This is a genomic window from Gordonia sp. DT218 (assembly GCF_049847105.1).
GTDB lineage: Bacteria > Actinomycetota > Actinomycetes > Mycobacteriales > Mycobacteriaceae > Gordonia.
Genome location: NZ_JBNCNS010000004.1, coordinates 379,106 through 396,073 on the forward strand (window position 1 = coordinate 379,106; position 16,968 = coordinate 396,073).

12 protein-coding genes are annotated in these 16,968 nt (G+C 69.2%); 5 read left to right on the forward strand and 7 right to left on the reverse strand.

The window, feature by feature from the left end; all coding sequences use genetic code 11:
* Window positions 1–65 precede the first annotated feature (65 nt).
* Both ACPXCG_RS17090 and ACPXCG_RS17095 read right to left on the reverse strand, forming a co-directional pair.
* Window positions 66–437, reverse strand: a complete 372-nt coding sequence (locus ACPXCG_RS17090; RefSeq protein ID WP_425793188.1) for a hypothetical protein — start codon at window positions 435–437, stop codon at window positions 66–68.
* Window positions 438–458: 21 nt separating this feature from the next.
* Window positions 459–650, reverse strand: a complete 192-nt coding sequence (locus ACPXCG_RS17095; protein ID WP_425793190.1) for a hypothetical protein — start codon at window positions 648–650, stop codon at window positions 459–461.
* 133 nt (window positions 651–783) lie between these two features.
* Here ACPXCG_RS17095 and ACPXCG_RS17100 point away from each other — a divergent pair, with 133 nt between their 5' ends.
* The gene (locus ACPXCG_RS17100; RefSeq protein WP_425793191.1) at window positions 784–1,875 is read left to right on the forward strand and encodes an aminotransferase class V-fold PLP-dependent enzyme; all 1,092 of its coding nucleotides are present in this window, start codon (window positions 784–786) and stop codon (window positions 1,873–1,875) included.
* Window positions 1,876–1,924: 49 nt separating this feature from the next.
* On the opposite strand, the gene ACPXCG_RS17105 is transcribed toward ACPXCG_RS17100, so the two are convergent.
* Both ACPXCG_RS17105 and ACPXCG_RS17110 read right to left on the reverse strand, forming a co-directional pair.
* Complete coding sequence (locus ACPXCG_RS17105) at window positions 1,925–3,466, reverse strand: glycerol-3-phosphate dehydrogenase/oxidase (RefSeq protein WP_425793192.1); 1,542 nt, start codon at window positions 3,464–3,466, stop codon at window positions 1,925–1,927.
* A gap of 13 nt (window positions 3,467–3,479) precedes the next feature.
* The gene (locus ACPXCG_RS17110; protein WP_425793193.1) at window positions 3,480–4,082 is read right to left on the reverse strand and encodes a TetR/AcrR family transcriptional regulator; all 603 of its coding nucleotides are present in this window, start codon (window positions 4,080–4,082) and stop codon (window positions 3,480–3,482) included.
* 20 nt (window positions 4,083–4,102) lie between these two features.
* Between ACPXCG_RS17110 and ACPXCG_RS17115 the strand changes: the two genes are divergently transcribed.
* On the forward strand, window positions 4,103–5,038 hold the full coding sequence (locus ACPXCG_RS17115) for a YegS/Rv2252/BmrU family lipid kinase (RefSeq protein WP_425793195.1): 936 nt from the start codon (window positions 4,103–4,105) through the stop codon (window positions 5,036–5,038).
* A gap of 21 nt (window positions 5,039–5,059) precedes the next feature.
* On the opposite strand, the gene ACPXCG_RS17120 is transcribed toward ACPXCG_RS17115, so the two are convergent.
* Genes ACPXCG_RS17120 through ACPXCG_RS17130 form a run of 3 tightly spaced genes read right to left on the reverse strand, consistent with a single transcriptional unit; the run spans window position 5,060 to window position 8,727 of the window.
* A complete protein-coding gene (locus ACPXCG_RS17120; protein ID WP_425793196.1) occupies window positions 5,060–6,703 on the reverse strand; it encodes a chloride channel protein in 1,644 nt (547 codons plus the stop codon).
* A gap of 53 nt (window positions 6,704–6,756) precedes the next feature.
* Window positions 6,757–7,236: a MarR family winged helix-turn-helix transcriptional regulator gene (locus tag ACPXCG_RS17125; protein ID WP_425793198.1), complete on the reverse strand. Its 480-nt coding sequence runs from the start codon at window positions 7,234–7,236 to the stop codon at window positions 6,757–6,759.
* Between the two features lie 54 nt (window positions 7,237–7,290).
* Window positions 7,291–8,727, reverse strand: a complete 1,437-nt coding sequence (locus tag ACPXCG_RS17130) for a CCA tRNA nucleotidyltransferase (protein ID WP_425793200.1) — start codon at window positions 8,725–8,727, stop codon at window positions 7,291–7,293.
* A 148-nt stretch (window positions 8,728–8,875) separates the two neighbouring features.
* Between ACPXCG_RS17130 and ACPXCG_RS17135 the strand changes: the two genes are divergently transcribed.
* From ACPXCG_RS17135 to murJ, 3 genes are read left to right on the forward strand one after another with little or no spacing between them, the layout of a single operon-like run.
* Window positions 8,876–10,078, forward strand: coding sequence for an NUDIX domain-containing protein (locus ACPXCG_RS17135; protein ID WP_425793202.1), 1,203 nt, complete (start codon window positions 8,876–8,878; stop codon window positions 10,076–10,078).
* The gene (locus tag ACPXCG_RS17140; protein ID WP_425793203.1) at window positions 10,071–12,833 is read left to right on the forward strand and encodes a DUF6049 family protein; all 2,763 of its coding nucleotides are present in this window, start codon (window positions 10,071–10,073) and stop codon (window positions 12,831–12,833) included. The genes ACPXCG_RS17135 and ACPXCG_RS17140 overlap by 8 nt, the downstream gene beginning before the upstream one ends.
* Window positions 12,830–16,906, forward strand: coding sequence for a murein biosynthesis integral membrane protein MurJ (gene murJ, locus ACPXCG_RS17145; RefSeq protein WP_425793204.1), 4,077 nt, complete (start codon window positions 12,830–12,832; stop codon window positions 16,904–16,906). The genes ACPXCG_RS17140 and murJ overlap by 4 nt, the downstream gene beginning before the upstream one ends.
* The last annotated feature ends 62 nt before the right edge of the window (window positions 16,907–16,968 follow it).

Below are 16,968 nucleotides of genomic sequence, written 5' to 3' on the forward strand. Positions count from 1 at the left end.
GACGCAGTGCGGGCCGGTCGGGTTCCGGACGAGGGGCCGTCCGCAGCGACCACGGTCTGCTCGGGTCAGGAAACGTCGAGAGCGGCGGCCATCTCCGACCGCACCTGGGCGACCTTGTTGACGACGAACAGCGCACAGCCGGTGTCCGTGTCGACGCGGAGGCGGTCGCGCAGGCCGCCACCGAAGGTGTCTCCACCCTTCGGTTCGACGGAGACACGCACCACCTGCTCCACCATCGCGGCCCATTGTCGTCCACCGGTGAGGGCATCAAGGCGGTGCGGCAGGAACACAATACGGTCCGAGGTCACGAACAATCGACCGCCGACGGCCCGTCGCCGACTCTGTGTGTGGTTGCTCGCGTATTTCAGCAGGATTCGTTCGTCCGGGAGGGCCTCGACGGACGCCAGCCATCCGCCCCCGATCTTTGCATTCACCACCGCGCCATCGTGCTCAATCGATCAGGCGTTGTCCACCGATCGCGGAACCGGATCCACGGTTCTCCTCGGTCCGATGATCACCCCGATGAGGGCCACCCGTCCCTGGTCTACGGCCGGCGGGTTTGCGGTCGGGCATTGATTCTCCTTGCGCGCCTTGATGATCCCCGGCAGGATCCGGTGCCCGCAGGCACCCCCATGGCCAAGTGAGGTCACGCCGTGCCACCTGCCGAATCGCGGATGTGCGCCCGGCTGACGTACACCGCGTCCGATGGCACGATCGGCCCGTTTCCGGACTCATCCGACCCGACCATCGTTTCGTCGGCGCAAACCGGTAGGTTCAGGGTCTATGTACGTGAGCGAACTGGGTGAACAATGGCGGCGTGCTCGCCTCCGCCCGGAGATCGTCCACCTCGACTCGGCGGCCGCCGGTCGGTCGTCGAACGCGGTGATCGGCGCCATCTCCGCCCATCTCTGGCGTGAGACCGAACGCGGCTCCTACATCGCCGCCGCCGATCGTGACGACGAGATCACCCGTGACAAGCGCGATCTCGCATCCCTGATCGGGCACACCGCCGACGAACTGGCCTTTCGCGAGAGCGCACGGGCAGCCCTGCGCGCGCTGCTGACCTATTGGAACCTGCCGATCTCCACCACCGTGTGGGTGGCGAAGAACGAGTTCGGTCCCAATCTCGTCGAGTTCGAACGCCGCGGCTACGCGGTGCGACCGCTGCCGGACGCCGATGTCGCGGGGCACGTCGACACCGATGCGCTGGAGAACATGCTGCAGTTCGAGCAGCCCGACTTCATCCACATCTGTCAGATCGGCTCGGCGTCGGGTGTCGTACAGCCGGTCACCCGCATCGTCGAGATCGCCCACGCGGCCGGCGTACCGGTGGTGGTGGACATGGCCCAGTCGGCCGGACACGTTCCGACCGTGACCGGGGCCGATGTGGTGTACGGGACGAGCCGCAAGTGGCTGACCGGACCACGCGGCGTGGGTTTCGTCGCGGTCCGGAAGGACTCCCTGCGGTCCGTCGAGGTGGAGAGTTCGGAAGCGTTCGTCGCCGGCCGCCTCGGCCTCGGCGTCGCGGTGTCGGAGATGCTGACCATCGGGCAGCAGCGCGTGTTCCGGGAACTGGCGGCGATCGGTCGCACCACCCGCGAGCGCCTCGACGGCATCGCCAGCTGGGAGGTCCTCGAACCGATCGACGAACCCTCCGCCATCACCACCCTCGCACCGCCCCCCGGCTGGGGACCGTCCGACGTCGCGGCCGCGCGCGACAAACTGCTCGGGCTGGGCATCCTGGTCACCTGCGCGGACTCGTGGCGCGCGCCACTGGCGACCGAGCAATCTGTGCTGCGGGTGAGCCCGCACCTCGACGTCGAGCGGGAGGATCTCGATCGCCTCGCCGACGCGTTGCGGACGATGGGTTACTGACCGCGCTCGCCGCGGCGCACCCCGGTTGACGAGATCAGGACGGTGCTCCTCAGCAGGGTGAACTCAGCGCGGCATCGACGATCTCGGTGACCGCACCCCGGGCCAGCTCGGCATCGGCCGCGACCAGGCCGATCCGGGTGCGCCGATCCAGGACGTCGTCGACCGTGATCGCACCTTCGTGGGTGACCGCGAACTCCACCTCTGCCCGGGTCACGTCGAGCTCGCCGGCAATCGGGTCGAGGGGGCGGGCCAGTCGCGCCGCAGACACCACCTTCGTTGCCTCCGAACCGAATCGGCGGATCATCGATGGCGGCAGATCGCTGTGATCGGGAACCCCGGCCGCACCGACCAACGGGGTGGTCGCCGTCACGCAGGCGCCCGCGGTGAGCCCCCCGGCATCGATCGCCGCGTCGACGGCGTCCTGTGCCATCCAGCGGTACGTGGTCAGCTTTCCGCCGATCACACCGACCAGGGTGCCGTCGGTCACCTGGACCCGGTGGCGGCGCGAGACATCGGCGAGATCGGCTGTGCTGCGGCCGGTTCCGTGTCCGGTGTCGATGAGCGGACGCAGTCCGGCGAAGGTACCGAGGACATCGGAGCGGGAGACCGGTTGCTCCAGAGCGACATTCACGGAGTCGATCAAGAAGTCGATCTCGTCGTCGGACGGCTCGGGGACGTCGGGGATCGGACCGGGCGCATCGACATCGGTGAGCCCCACGTAGACGCGACCGAGCTGCTCCGGCAGGGCGAACACGAACCGCGAGACCGACCCCGCGACGGGGACCGTCAGCGCGCCGGTCGGGTGTCCGAACGTCGCCGCATCGAAGACCAGGTGGGTGCCCCGGCTCGGCCGCACCCGGACCGACGGATCCACCGTCCCCGCCCAGACGCCGGTGGCGTTGACCACCGTGCGCGCGGCCACGTCGAAGCTCTCGCCGGTGCGGGTATCCGTCAGTCGCGCACCGGTTCCGGTGACATCGTCCGCCCGGGTGTAGGTGCACACGGTGACGCCGAAGGTGGCCGCGGTCCGTGCGATCGCGATCACCAGTCGCGCGTCGTCGACGAGCTGCCCGTCGGCGCTGGAGGCGGCGCCGCGCAGATTCTGCCTCGTGACCGCCGGGCACAGCGCGATGGTCTCCGCGGCGGTCAGTCTGGCGGGGGCCGGCAGGATGTCGGTCGGTGTACCGGCAACCCTCCGCAGCAGATCGCCTGCGCGGAACCCGGACCGGATCAGGGCGGCCGAGCCCTTTGACCCGATGTCCGGAACCACCTGTCGCAGTGGGCGGATCAGGTGCGGGGCGATCGCGGTCATGAGGTGGTGGCGCTCGACCGCGGACTCCCGCGCGATCGGGAGGTGGCCACCGGCCAGGTAGCGCAGGCCACCGTGCACGAGTTTGCTGCTCCACCGAGACGTACCGAAGGCCAGGTCGTTGGCCTCCACCAGCGCCACCCGCAGGCCCCGGGTGGCGGCGTCGAGGGCCACCCCGACGCCGGTGATCCCGCCCCCGATCACGAGCAGATCGAGCGGCTCGGTCGACTCGGCAAGCGCCGTCAGCCCGTCGCGGCGACGATCGGCGTTCAGCACGGCCATCAGATCGTCCGCATCAGGTTGCCGCCGGCAGGTCGTCGGGCGGGCGGAGGTACGACGAGAGCGCGTGGTGGAGTTCACGGCTCCACTCGTCGCCGAGGATCGATTCGACCAGGGCCCTCGACTGGATGGACGACTGGGTGATCAGCAGGACCATCGCCGCCATCTTGTCGGGGTCGCCGTCGCGGACCTGCCCGTGCGACTGCCCGTTGGCGATCGCATCGGACAGGATCGCGAGCACGCCCTGCTGACTCGTCCCGAGCCGGTCGAAGACATAGGGCATCATGAACTCGCGTTGTTCGCGCCACAGCGCCGCGACCAGTTCGTCGTCGCGGAGCGCCGCGACCACCCGTACGACCACGTCGACCGTGGCGTCGAAGTCGGCCGTGCGCAGCGGCGTGACGTCGTTGACGGCGGCGACGACTCCGAGCACCTCACGGGTCAGCAGGGAACGGATGATCTCGGACATGTCGGGCCAGCGCCGGTAGACCGTGGGCCTGCTGACCCCGGCCTCGCGCGCGACCTCGGCAACGGTCACCTTGCGGCCGTTGTTGCGCACCAGGCATCGGCGGGCGGCGTCGAGGACCTGGTCCCCGATGTCCTCTTTACAGATTGACATGATATGTAACACTGTAACCCATGGGTTCCACATCCCACGGCCGTCGGGTTCGTCACACGACGGTCCTGGCCAATCCGCACTCGCGACACGGCGCAGGCCGTGCGATAGCCGACCGTGCGGTCCGCGAGTTCGAGGCCCGGGGAATCGACGTGGAACTGATCATCGGGCGCGACGCGCAGGACGCCGTCGAGCGGGCGGCCAAGGCCGCCCGCGGCGACACCGACGCGATCGCCGTGGTGGGCGGTGACGGCAGCGTCCGGCTCGCGCTCGAGGCCACCGTCGACACCGGCACGCCGGTCGGCGTGATCCCCGCCGGCACCGGCAACGACGTGGCTCGCAACCTCGACGTCCCGCTCGACGACGTCGCCGCCGCGGTAGAGGTGATCGCGCTCGGACACACCCGCACGGTGGATCTCGGGCGGGTGACCTTTCCCGACGGTCGGTCGTCACTGTTCGCCACCGTCGCCGCGACGGGGTTCGACGCGTCGGTGACCGCGCGCGCCATCGGGATGACCTGGCCGAGGGGCCAGGCCCGCTACACCATCGCCGCGTTGCTCGAACTCATCGGTCTGCGCTCACGGCACTATCACGTCCGCGTCGACGAGACGGAGCTCGACGACGACATGGTCTTCGCGTCCGTCGGCAACACCACCTCGTACGGCGGGGGCATGCAGATCACGCCCGCGGCGTCGATGGTCGACGGATCCCTCGACGTCACGCTGGCCGTCCGTCCCTCGCGGTTTGCACGACTGACGGTCGCCAAGGTCTTCCCCACGGTCTTCTCCGGGCAGCACGTGAATCACCAGATGGTCCGCACCCTCCGTGGCCGCGAGATCGAATTCTATTGCGACCCACCGGCTCTGGTGTCGATCGATGGTGACCTCGTCGGCGAGTTGCCGGCGACGTTCGAGGTGGTCCCGAACGCCGCGGTCATCTTCGCGCCGCCGCCACGATGAGCTGATCCCGCTCAGGGTGCATCACCCTTCGACCGTCGAAAGCTCCTTGTCCCCCGGCCTCTCCGCCCGACGACGCGACACCGTCAGATGCCGCTCGCGATGTCGCGACTCGGTCAGGTCGTGCAGCCGCGCGGTGAGGAGGTCGGCAGTGGTGAGCAGGCCAGTCGGCCGATTCGTGTCATCGAGGACCACGGCGTTGGTTGCACCCGCATCTGCCAGCTCGTATGCCACCTCCCGCAGGGTCTGCCGCAGATACACATGCGGCAGGTCATCGACGTGCTCGGCGAGTTGGGCAAGCGCATCGGTATCGGCCTGCACCACATCCGCAACGGTGAACGACTCGAGCGGGTCGGTGGAGTATTCGCGGGTCAGGTGCTGCCCTCTGCGGGCCAGTTTCTCGGTCAGCACAGAGCGTTTGAGCACGAGAACCGACAATGCGTAGGCGGCCGTCGCGGATACCAGGAGGGGCAGCATCGCCGACCAGGCGTGGGTCAGTTCGACGGTGAAGATGACGCCGGTCAGTGGTGAGCGCATGACACCGCCGAGCACGGCTGCCAGCCCCAGCATCGCCCACAGCCCCGGTGTGGTGTGGGGCAGGATGTTCCCCTCCAACGCGCCGAGCGCCGCACCGATCATGAAGATCGGCGCAAGCACTCCGCCCGATGTACCCGAGCCCAACGAGACGGCCCAGACGACGCTCTTCACGGTCAGGATCCCGACGATCAGGCTGATCGTCGCGTGGCCGGTGAGGAGATCGTCGATCACGTCGTAACCGACGCCGAGTGCACGGGGCTCGATCAGCCCACCGATGCCGATGACCAGACCGCCCACGGCCGGCCACCACATCCAGTGGATGGGCAGACGCGCGAAGGCGTCCTCGGACCTGTACACCAGCCACGTCGCGGCAACGGCCAGCAGCCCACCGCTGAGGCCGATGAGCACGGCACCGAGGTCGACCGTCCACGGGAACACGCTCTGCGATGTCGGGACGGCGAAGACAGCACCCGAGCCGAGGATGAACCCCCGCACCACGGTTGCGGTGGCGACCGCGGCGACGACCGGGATGAAACTTCGTGGGCGCCACTCGAACAGGAGCAGTTCGACCGCCAGCAGCACTGCGGCGACCGGCGAGTTGAACGTGGCGGCCATACCCGCTGCTGCTCCCGACACCAGCAGCGTCTTGCGCTCGTCGGCCGTGATGTGCAGATGCTGCGCCAGGATGGAACCGATCGCGCCACCGGTCATGATGATCGGACCTTCCGCCCCGAACGGCCCGCCGCTGCCGATGCTCACCGCGGCGGACACCGGTTTGAGCGCGGCCACTCGCGGGGCGATGGTGCTCCCGCGCGTCAGGATCGCCTCGATCGCCTCGGGCATACCATGACCGCGGATCTGGGCGGAGCCGAAGCGCGCCATCAACCCCACCACCAGGCCGCCCAGGATCGGGGCCGCGACGATCAGCCACCACGGGTGTCCCTGCGCACCGGGCGCGATCTGGTCGAATCGAATCCTTTGGTAGAAAACGAGATTGGTCACCAGTCCGATCAGATGCAGAAGCACCCACGCCGCTCCGGCGCCGAGCGCACCGACCGGGACCGCCCATGCGGTGATCAGGAGCATCCGCCGGTCGACCGCGAAGTCGCCGGGGGACGACGGGCTGGACACACCGGCGGTATCACCAAAGAGGCTGCGGCCCAACGGCCGTCGAAACAGTGACCTCACAGCGGCAACGGCCCGGATTCGGATGCGTACTCCTCGCCGACGACCCGGTGCATGGCACGTAGGCCCTCGACCATGCCGGCTCGCACGTCGGGTTCGAGCTGGGACAGCACCCTCGTCAATTCGTCCTCGCGCCACTGCAAGACGCGTGTGACAAGCTCGTGGCCTGCCTCGGTCAGATCCAGTGTCACCACACGTCGATTGGTCGGTTCCGAGCCGCGCGCAAGGTATCCGGAGCTCTGCAGGCGATCGGCCAGCCGCGTCACCGACGACGCTCCGACACCGAGTGCGGTTGCCACGTCGGCAGATGAACTCTGGCCGATCGCAGCGATGGTCCACAGCATCCGGAACTGGACGAGTGACACGTCGCCGGTGGCCGCTGCGACGCTGTGCAACGCGATGCCGACGAGGTCACGGGTCGCCAATTGCAACGTGGCGACGTCGGGCGCTGTCGCGCCGGGACTCTCGCTCGATTGCATTCCGGAAGTATTGCACAATGCAATTATTGCCTTGTGCAAGGGCCTGGCGTCCGGCTAACCCTGCTCGCTCCACCACTCCCGCAGTGCCTCCACGGCCTCGTCATACGAGAGGGGTCCGCGGTCGAGCCGCAGCTCCTTCAGGTAACGCCATGCCTCTCCTACCTTCGGGCCCGGAGGCAGGCCGAGCAGTTCCATGATGGCGTTGCCGTCGAGGTCCGGTCGTACCCGGTCGAGATCCTCGGCGGCCTTGAGATCGGCGATCCGCCGTTCCAGATGGTCGTAGTTCTCCTGCAGCCGTCGCGCGCGGCGCTTGTTCCGAGTGGTGCAGTCGGCCCGGACGAGTTTGTGCAGACGATCCAGGAGCGGCCCGGCATCGCTGACATAGCGACGGACCGCCGAGTCCGTCCAGCTGCCGTCGCCGTAGCCGTGGAACCGCAGGTGCAGGAACACCAGGTTCGACACGTCCTCGACGACCGCCTTGGGATACTTCAGCGCCCGCATCCGCCGACGGACGAGTTTGGCGCCGACCACCTCGTGGTGATGGAAACTCACCCCGCCGCCGGGCTCATGGCGCCGGGTGGCCGGCTTCCCGATGTCGTGGAGCAGGGCTGCCCAACGCAGCACCAGATCGGGATCGCCCTCCTCGAGGTCGATCGCCTGCCGCAGCACGGTCAACGAGTGCTGGTAGACGTCCTTGTGCTGGTGGTGTTCGTCGATGGTGAGCTTCATCCCCGGCACCTCCGGGAGCACGCGCTCGCCCAGGCCGGTGTCCACCATCAGGTCGATGGCCTCCAGCGGATGTGCACCGAGAATCATCTTGTCCAATTCGGTACGGACACGTTCCGCGGTGATCCGGTCGATCTGCGCCGACATCTCGGTGATCGCTTCGGACACCCGGGGCGCAACCCGGAAACCGAGCTGCGAGACGAATCGGATCGCCCGCAGCATTCGCAGCGGGTCGTCGTCGAAGGACTCCTGCGGGGTCGCCGGGGTGTCGATGATCCCGGCGAGCAGAGCGGTCATCCCGTCGAGAGGGTCGCAGAACTCGGCCGGACCGTCCGCCCCGACCCGGACCGCCATCGCGTTGATGGTGAAGTCACGGCGCACCAGGTCGTCGGCGAGCGATTTCCCGAAGACCACCTCGGGTTTTCGCCCGACCCGGTCATACGCATCGGACCGGAATGTCGTGATCTCGACCATGTGGGCGCCCTTGCGCGCACTGATCGTGCCGAACTCGATACCGGTGTCCCACTGGGCGTCGGCCCAATCGGCCATCAACGCCGAGACCTGCTCGGGCCTCGCATCGGTGGTGAAGTCGAGGTCACCCGAGAGCCTGCCGAGCACCGCATCCCGGACGGACCCGCCGACCAGGTACAACTCGTGGCCCGCCGCTGCGAACGCCGCGCCGAGCGGCACCAGGACGTCGGAGAGGCTCTGCAACGTGACGGCCGCTGATGCCAGCAGACGGGTACGGCGTTCGGGCTCTGTCACGGCATGCCAGCCTACCGCTGCGACGTCGGGCGGCCACAAACCCGTCGGCGGGCCTCCCGGTCATGACCGGTCGCCACGCCGCCGCCCACACACCGCCCACGGGGCCATCCGGGCAAACAGCAGGTGACCAACGGCTAGCATCGAGAGCGTGTCCGCCGATCCGTCCACCGACCCCTCTGACGTCTCCTCCGACGTCACCGCGGGTGGTCACGGTCCCGGCGATGTGACGCACAACACCACGTCGGGCCGGCCGGACACCGGTTCCGCCCGGCGTGTGACCCCCGCAGATCTGGCCCGCGCCTCGCACGGCAACGCATCGAGCCCGGCCGCCGCGGCCACGCCGGAGGAGACGAGCCCCGGACAGGCGCGTCGGGGGCGGCGCGGACGCCGACGACGCGGACGCCGACCATCGGTGACACCGTCGGGCACCGCCACGCCACACTGCGCCCCCGACGACCCGCCGCCGCGTCCCGTCGAGCGCCGTGACGCGCCCAAGCCCGGCCCGATGCCGAAGCGTCCGACCGATCCCGAGCGGCTCGTCGGCGACGACGACGAGCTGCACCCGACCCACACCAGGGTCTCCCCACCGAAACCATCGGATCTGGTCGCGGTCACCGCCAAGATCACCAAGACCGGCCTCACGCATGCGGTCGCCTCCGACGGCACCACGACCGCCGGCAAGACCAAGAACCGCCGGCGGACCGGTACCCGCCCCGAACGCGGACAGGGACAGGAGCGCCTGCGCACCGTTCGCGAGACGTCGGCCGGCGGGCTGGTCATCTCCGACCTCGATCTCCCGGTCGACGAGCTCTGCGCGGCACTCATCGGCCGGATGGACCGGCGCGGCCGAATGATGTGGTCGTTGCCGAAGGGCCACATCGAGACCGGGGAGACCGCCGAGCAGACCGCGATCCGCGAGGTCGCGGAGGAAACGGGCATCAACGGCACCGTCGTCGCGCCGCTCGGCAAGATCGACTACTGGTTCGTCAGCGAGGGCAGGCGCATCCACAAGACCGTTCACCACTATCTTCTCCGCAGCATCGGCGGTGAGCTGTCGGACGCCGATTACGAGGTGAGTGAGGTGGCATGGGTGCCGCTCGCCGAACTACCCCGGAAGCTGACGTACTCTGACGAGCGGCGACTGGCCCGGATGGCCCGAGGCGTCATCGCCGATCTCGCTGCCGACCCGAACCGGTTGGCCCAGTCCGAGGCCGAGAGCATTCGCACCGAACCCAACGCCTATGAGAGAGCCGCAGCCGCACGCAACCAGCGCCGTAACGAACCGCCACCCCCGTCGCGGTCCCGTCGGCGCCGGCGGCGTCCACGGCGCCCACCGGCCGGCGATGCCTGACCGCCGGGTGATCAGGTTCCTCGCGCCTCTCCGTCGATTCGCCCGGATCTCCGCCGCGATCTTCGCGGTCCTGACGATCGCGCTCCTGTCCGCGACTCCGGCAGCCGCCGCACCGGATGCCTCGGCCACCTCGAACGGCGAGATCCCGGACGACTTCCTGCGGCTGTCGATCGACACCATCACGCCGTCGCTCGTCACCAGCAGTGGCGGTTCGGTGGTGACCGTGTCGGGGCACCTCCAGAACATCGGTGACCGTCAGCTGCACAACCTGTCGGTGCGACTCGAACGCGGCGATCCCGTCGCGGACGCTGCGGGACTCCGCAGCAGCCTTGCCGTCACCCCGGTCCCGGTGAGCGCCGCGACCCCGTTCCGGTCCATCTCCCATGACGACCTCTCGCCGGGTCGGTCGATCCCGTTCACCATCACGGCCCCGCTGTCGGGCAACGGCGGCCTCGACATCGGCCGCACCGGGGTGTTCCCGCTGCAGGTGAACGTGAACGGGCTCCCCGACTACGGGAATCCGGCCAAGCTCGCGCAGTCGCGCACCCTCCTGCCCGTGCTGTCCCTGCCACCCGATCGGGGTCGGGCGGCCGGGTACGTCGATTCGACTTCCGCCGCGGAGCAGCCCGAACCGCGTGACACCGACCTCGGCGCGGACGGATCGATCTCGGCCAACCTGTCGAGCCCGGCGCGGTTCACGATGCTCTGGCCGCTGGCGGCGCCGCCTCAGCTCACCCCGGGCGTGCTCGGCGGACAGACCGAGCAGGTCCGTCTGGTGGGCGACGACCTGGCCCGATCCCTCGAGCCCGGCGGCCGGCTCAACGTGCTCCTCGCCGCGGCCCGGTCGGTGGCTGGCGAGACCGAGTCCGCCGAGAACGATTCGGCCGCCTCCGGATCCGAGGCCGTCACGAGCGGAAACGGGGCGTCGAAATCCGCCGCGTCGGCCGCGCCGCCGTCCGGCGACGACAATTCCTCTGATACCAACTCCGGCGACACCGGCGACTCGGCAGATCGGAAACCGTCCAAACTCGAACAGAGCATGTGCCTGGCCGTCGATCCGGACCTCCTGGTGACGGTCCGGTCGATGTCGCTCGGATACGAGGTGTCGAGCGATCCGATGGACCCGACATCGTCGACCACCACGGGCTCCGGGCAGGCGGCCGCCGTGCAGTGGCTGACCGAGCTGCGTCAGCTCGCGGGGCAGATGTGTGTGGTGGCGTTGCCGTTCGCGCAGTCCGATCTGACGTCCCTGGCTCGCATCGGCAACACCGGACTCACCACGGACGCCCTCTCGACGCCACCCGACGTCGTCGATGCCATCCTCGGTGTGCGCAGCGTGCGGGGCATCACCATTCCGGCGCTCGGGGCGCTCGACTCGACCGGCGCACGCGTGTTGAAGTCGGCATCCGTGGGCAAGGCCGTCACGTCGACGAGCAGCGTGGCGACCGCCCGCCCCGGTGCCACCGGCCAGTATCGGGTCGGCGACCTGCGGGTCCAGTCCACCGATGCGCCGATCTCGGCATCCCTGGCCGGCCTCGGCTCCGCCCCGTCGACGACCCCGCTGACACCGCCCGACCAAGAAGTGTCGTTTACCGGGGAGTCGGCCGCGGGCAGGCGACAGGCCGCGGTCGCAGCGCTGGCGTATCAGTCGATCGCCGCGCCCGAACCCGCCGCGCGCGGGCGGGCGCAGCCCCGACTACCCGCCGCCGGGCGCAGCGCCTTCGTGATGCCGCCCACCTACTGGGCGCCGTCCACCGACGACACCAACGCGTTGTTCACCACCGCGACCCTCCTGCTGGAATCCGGCGCGGCCTCACCCACCTCGCTCAGCGACGTCGTCGGCGGACTCGACCGTGCCGAATCGACCGCGCGGCTCGTCAGACCACCCGGCGTCGCGTCGCTCGCATCACTGGGTGTGGCGGTGTCCGACCAGACCGCGACGACGATGCGCGACAACGCCGAGTTGTCGTACCAGTTGCAGGCTTCCCTGATGCAGTCCGCCGACGTCGCCGCCACACCCGAGCGATACATGGCGCCGCTCCGGGAAGACCTGTTGCGCGCCATCCGGACCCCCGACCGGGCCGCCGCCGCCGAGCGGGCCGACATCCGTGCCCAGCGTGCGGCCCGCGTCACCGCATCCGGCGGCACCCTGCAGCGGATGCGCAACGCCGTGACCATCCTCGACCCCGGTGGGAGGTACACGCTCGCGTCCGAACGCAGTCCCCTGCTGCTGGTGGTCCGCAACGAGCTGTCGTTGCCGATCCGGGTGCGCATGAACGTCACGGCGCCGAAGGAACTCGACGTCGGCGACATCGGCGTCATCGAGATCCCCGCCCGCGGCACCCGCCAGATCCAGCTGCCCACCCGCGCGGAGAGCTCCGAGGCCATCACCGTCACCATCGGCATGTCCACCTCGAGCGGTGTCTCCCTCGGCTCGCCCATCCGGCTGTCGGTGCACGCCAACGCCTATGGAAAGCCACTGTTCTGGATCACCATCGCGGCCGGTGCCGCGCTCGTGCTGCTGACCGCGCGCCGTCTCTGGCACCGATTCCGCGGCGAACCCGACCCTGCCGACGATGACCGTCCGGACCCCGATGAGCACGAACGATTGCTTGCCGGCACCACCTATCAGGAGCGTCGCCGTACCCTGCATCAAGAGATGCTGCACTCAGAGACAGACCCGGAGACCGACCCCGAGACAGAGGATGAGGCACCGCCCGCGACGACGGGCATGACCGACCGAGACACACCATGACCGACCAAGGACCACGCGAACCGCGCCGCGCGTCGCCCCGCCGGATACCTCCCCGTGGGGCCGCGCAGCGACCTCCCGCCGCCGGCCCGCCGCCGATGACGGGCCCGGTGGCCGATCAGCCACCCATCGCGGGCCGGCCCCCTGCCTCGCCCCCGTCCGGTCCGCCCCCGTCGGGTCCGCCCCCGTCCGGTCCACCGGCATCCGGTCCGCCCCCATCCGGTCCCCGCCCTCCGGCACCGCGGACCGCCCCGGCCCGGCCTGCGCCGGCCGGGCAGTCGGCGCCGCCGCCGCCGCGGTTCATCCCGTCTCGGCCCCCGGCCGACACGCTCACCGACACCGGCGAGCGTCCCGCACGTGACACCGGCCCCGGCACGGCCGCCACCACCGGGCTCTCACGCGATTCCGACTCGAGCATCCTCAAGACCAGCGGATCCATCGCTCTGGCCACCCTCACCAGTCGCATCACCGGCTTCATCCGTACGGTCCTCGTGCTGGCGATGCTCGGACCGGCCATCGCGTCGGCATTCCAGGCCGCCTATGTGCTGCCGAACATGATCGCCGAAGTCGTCCTCGGTGCCGTGCTCACCGCGATCGTGATCCCGGTGCTGGTCCGTGCCGAGGCCGAGGATGCCGACGGCGGCCGCGGGTTCATCAACCGCATCTTCACCCTGACGCTGGTCACCCTCGGGACGGCCACGGTCATCGCCCTGATCGCCGCACCACTCCTGACCTTCCTGAACGTCGGCGACGGTGACGTCAACCGGCCGCTGACCACCGCCCTGGCCTACCTGCTCCTTCCGGAGATCCTGTTCTACGGCCTGTCCGCGCTGTTCATCGCGATCCTGAACATGAAGGGGTTCTTCAAACCCGGTGCCTGGGCCCCGGTGATGAACAACGTCGTCCAGATCGCCACGCTGGTGCTGTACGCCCTGATGCCCGGCGAGATCACGCTCAACCCCGTCCGGATGTCGGATCCGCAGCTCCTGGTGCTCGGCATCGGCACCACGCTCGGTGTGGTGGTCCAGGCGTCGGTCCTGGTGCCGTGGCTCAAGCGGGCAGGGGTGCGTCTACAGCTCCAGTGGGGACTCGACGCGCGCCTGCGCACCTTCGGCACCATGGCCCTGGCGATCGTGCTCTACGTGGCGATCCTGCAGGTCGGGCTGGTCATCACCTACCGCATCGCCGCACACGCCGACGCATCGGGTATCAGCGTCTACGCTACCCACTGGCAGCTGCTGCAACTCCCCTACGGCGTGCTGGGCGTGACGATCCTGACCGCGATCATGCCCAGGTTGTCGCGCAACGCCGCCGCCGACGACGATCGTGCCGTCGTGGACGACCTGTCCCTGGCCACCCGGCTGACCATGGTCGCACTGGTGCCCGTGGTCGCCTACATGACCTTCTTCGGCCCGGCCATCGGCATCGCCGTGTTCAACTTCGGCAAGTTCGACGCCGACACCGCCTCCCAGCTCGGCTCGGTTCTGGCGTGGGGCGCTTTCACCCTGATCCCCTACTCGATGACGCTGGTCCAGCTGCGCGTGTTCTATGCGCGCCAGGATGCCTGGACGCCGACCGTGATGGTGCTCGGCATCACGGTCGTCAAGGTGGCCGCCTCCTATCTCGGGCCGGTGCTGTTCTCCGATCCCGAGTTGGTGGTGCGCTGGCTCGCACTCTCGAACGGACTGGGATACCTGGTCGGTGCCATCGTCGGTCACTATCTGCTGCGCAACCGCCTCAACAACGCCCGGCTGACCGACGTGTACCGCACGACGGTCATCACACTCGGTGTCTCGATCGGCATCGCGGCCGTCGTCTGGGTGATCGCCAACCTGTCGGGGCTGCACCATCTCGCCACCGAGGTCGGCAAGTTCGGTTCGCTCGTCTACCTGCTCGTGACCGCGGTCGTTGTCCTCGGCGTGACCTACGCCGGACTTGCCGCGGCCAAGGTTCCCGACGTCGTTTCGATCGGAATGTCGGTGCGGCGCATGCTGGGTCGTTTCATTCCGGCCCTGGCACCACCGCCGAGTTCGGTAACAGAATCGGCACCGACGATCACGGTTCAGTTTCCGCGGATCACTCCGGACGAGTCGCTCCCGTACTCTGGTCAAGTACAGGTGCTCCGACGATTCGACCGGGGCACCGCCACCTGGCAGTCGTACTCGGTTCACAGCGGTGGAGCCGCACGCCTTCGTGATGGCGGCGAGATGCGGGTCCATTCGCCCCGCGATATGCGCTACCGCAGGAGAGGAGCTCGGCGCTTGAGTGACAACGAGATCGGTACCACACAGGACACCGAGATCATCCCCGACGCCCCCGCCTCCGACGGCAGCTCGGTGACCGTCGACGAGAAGCCGGAGCGACCACGCGAGGTCGAGAAGTCGGCTGAATCGGACCGGCCGGGCCCGGATTCCCCGGACTCCGGTGACGCAGCGCCGGCAGGGTCCACGCCGAAGGACGAGAAGTCCTCCGACACAGACAAATCCGACAATGCCACGGTTCCCGTCAAACGGCCCAGACCGCGCGGCCCCCGCTTGGTGCCCGGTGCCGCCGTCGCCGGCGGCCGCTATCGTCTCCTCGATCACCACGGCGGTTCCCGTGGTCTGCAGTTCTGGCGGGCGCTCGACATCAACCTCGACCGAGAGGTCGCGCTGACCTTCGTCGACGCCGAGCAACTCACACCTCCGCCGGAGCGCGGTGAGTCGGCCAAGGTGACCGACGAGGGTCCGCAGGCCGTGTTGTCGCGGACATTGCGGCTCGGGCAGATCTCGTCGTCCGGTGTCGCACGGGTGCTCGACGTGGTGCGTGGCTCGTCCGGCGGCATCGTCGTCAGCGAATGGGTTCCGGGGTCGTCGCTGACCGAGGTCGCACAGTCCGGCCCGTCCCCGATCGGCGCTGCGCGCGCCGTCCGGGCGCTCGCCGCCGCCGCGGAGGCCACCCACCGATCCGGCGGAACGCTGTCCATCGATCATCCGGACCGCATCCGCATCAGCACCGACGGAAATGCGGTGCTGGCGTTCCCGGGCACACTCACGCCGGACGACAAGTCCTCCGACGTGCGCGGATTGGGCGCGGTGCTCTACGCACTGCTCCTCGCCCGGTGGCCGCTCGACAGTGAGACCGGGTCGACCCTGGTGACCACCGACGACACCACCGAACCGGTCGGCGGGCTGCCGATCGCCGCGCCCGGCAAGGACGGATCGCCGATCGAACCGCGCGAGGCGCGGCCGGAGACCCCGTTCGAGATCTCCGCCGTCGCGGCCCGTGCCCTCGACGGCAGTCGCGGCATCCGGACTGCGGGCACCGTCCAGCACGTCCTCGACCAGGCCACCGTTCTCGACCTCAACACCGACATGCTGCCGGCCATCGACGTCGACGCGGCGCCGGTCGCGATGGGATCGAAGTCTGATCGCGCCTCCGGCGCCGGCGAGGGCGAGAAACCCGGCCGCCGTAACGTCGCACTGCTCGTGGGCGCCGGATTGCTGACCCTGTTCATCGTGCTCGCGCTGGTGGTGTGGGCGACCAATCTCTTCGGATCCGACGACGGATCGACCGACATCGACTCGATCCTGACCACCACGTCGGCGCCACCCTCGCCGAGTGCTGCCGCTCCCGCTGCGCCCGCCCCGGCCGCGGCGGGGCCCATCGCACTCCGGAATGTGTCGTTGGTGGACTTCTCGGGTCAGCCGCCGGACAACGCGTCGAACCTACCGAACGTGATCAGCGGTGCTGCCCCGCCGTGGCAGACCGACAGTTACCGCGGGTCTGCCGACTTCGGCGGACTCAAGCAGGGGCTGGGGTTGATGTTCGATCTCGGCGGCCCCCACGCGGTGAAGTCGGTGACGATCACGACTCCGACGCCGGGGTTCAACGTCTCGATGCGTACCTCCCCCACTGCCCAGCCGACCCTCGCACAGACCACCGAGGTGGCGACCGGGCCGGTCTCCCAACCGACCACCACCATCACGATCCCCAACCCGCAACAGAGCCCGTACCTGATGGTGTGGCTCACCTCGTTGCCTCCGGGGGCCGGCGGCTTCCAGGCCAAGATCGGCAAGGTCGAGATGGCCGGCTGACGGAGTCGTCACCTACCTCGGCTCCGACGGCTTCGCAGCGCCGACCACACGGTCACCACGCT

Excerpts from the sequence above, each read along its gene's own strand:
- ACPXCG_RS17100 (WP_425793191.1), top strand. The coding sequence starts at position 784 with ATGTACGTGAGCGAACTGGGTGAACAATGGCGGCGTGCTCGCCTCCGC.
- ACPXCG_RS17105 (WP_425793192.1), bottom strand. The coding sequence starts at position 3,466 with ATGGCCGTGCTGAACGCCGATCGTCGCCGCGACGGGCTGACGGCGCTT.
- ACPXCG_RS17110 (WP_425793193.1), bottom strand. The coding sequence starts at position 4,082 with ATGTCAATCTGTAAAGAGGACATCGGGGACCAGGTCCTCGACGCCGCC.
- ACPXCG_RS17115 (WP_425793195.1), top strand. The coding sequence starts at position 4,103 with ATGGGTTCCACATCCCACGGCCGTCGGGTTCGTCACACGACGGTCCTG.
- ACPXCG_RS17125 (WP_425793198.1), bottom strand. The coding sequence starts at position 7,236 with ATGCAATCGAGCGAGAGTCCCGGCGCGACAGCGCCCGACGTCGCCACG.
- ACPXCG_RS17140 (WP_425793203.1), top strand. The coding sequence starts at position 10,071 with ATGCCTGACCGCCGGGTGATCAGGTTCCTCGCGCCTCTCCGTCGATTC.
- murJ (WP_425793204.1), top strand. The coding sequence starts at position 12,830 with ATGACCGACCAAGGACCACGCGAACCGCGCCGCGCGTCGCCCCGCCGG.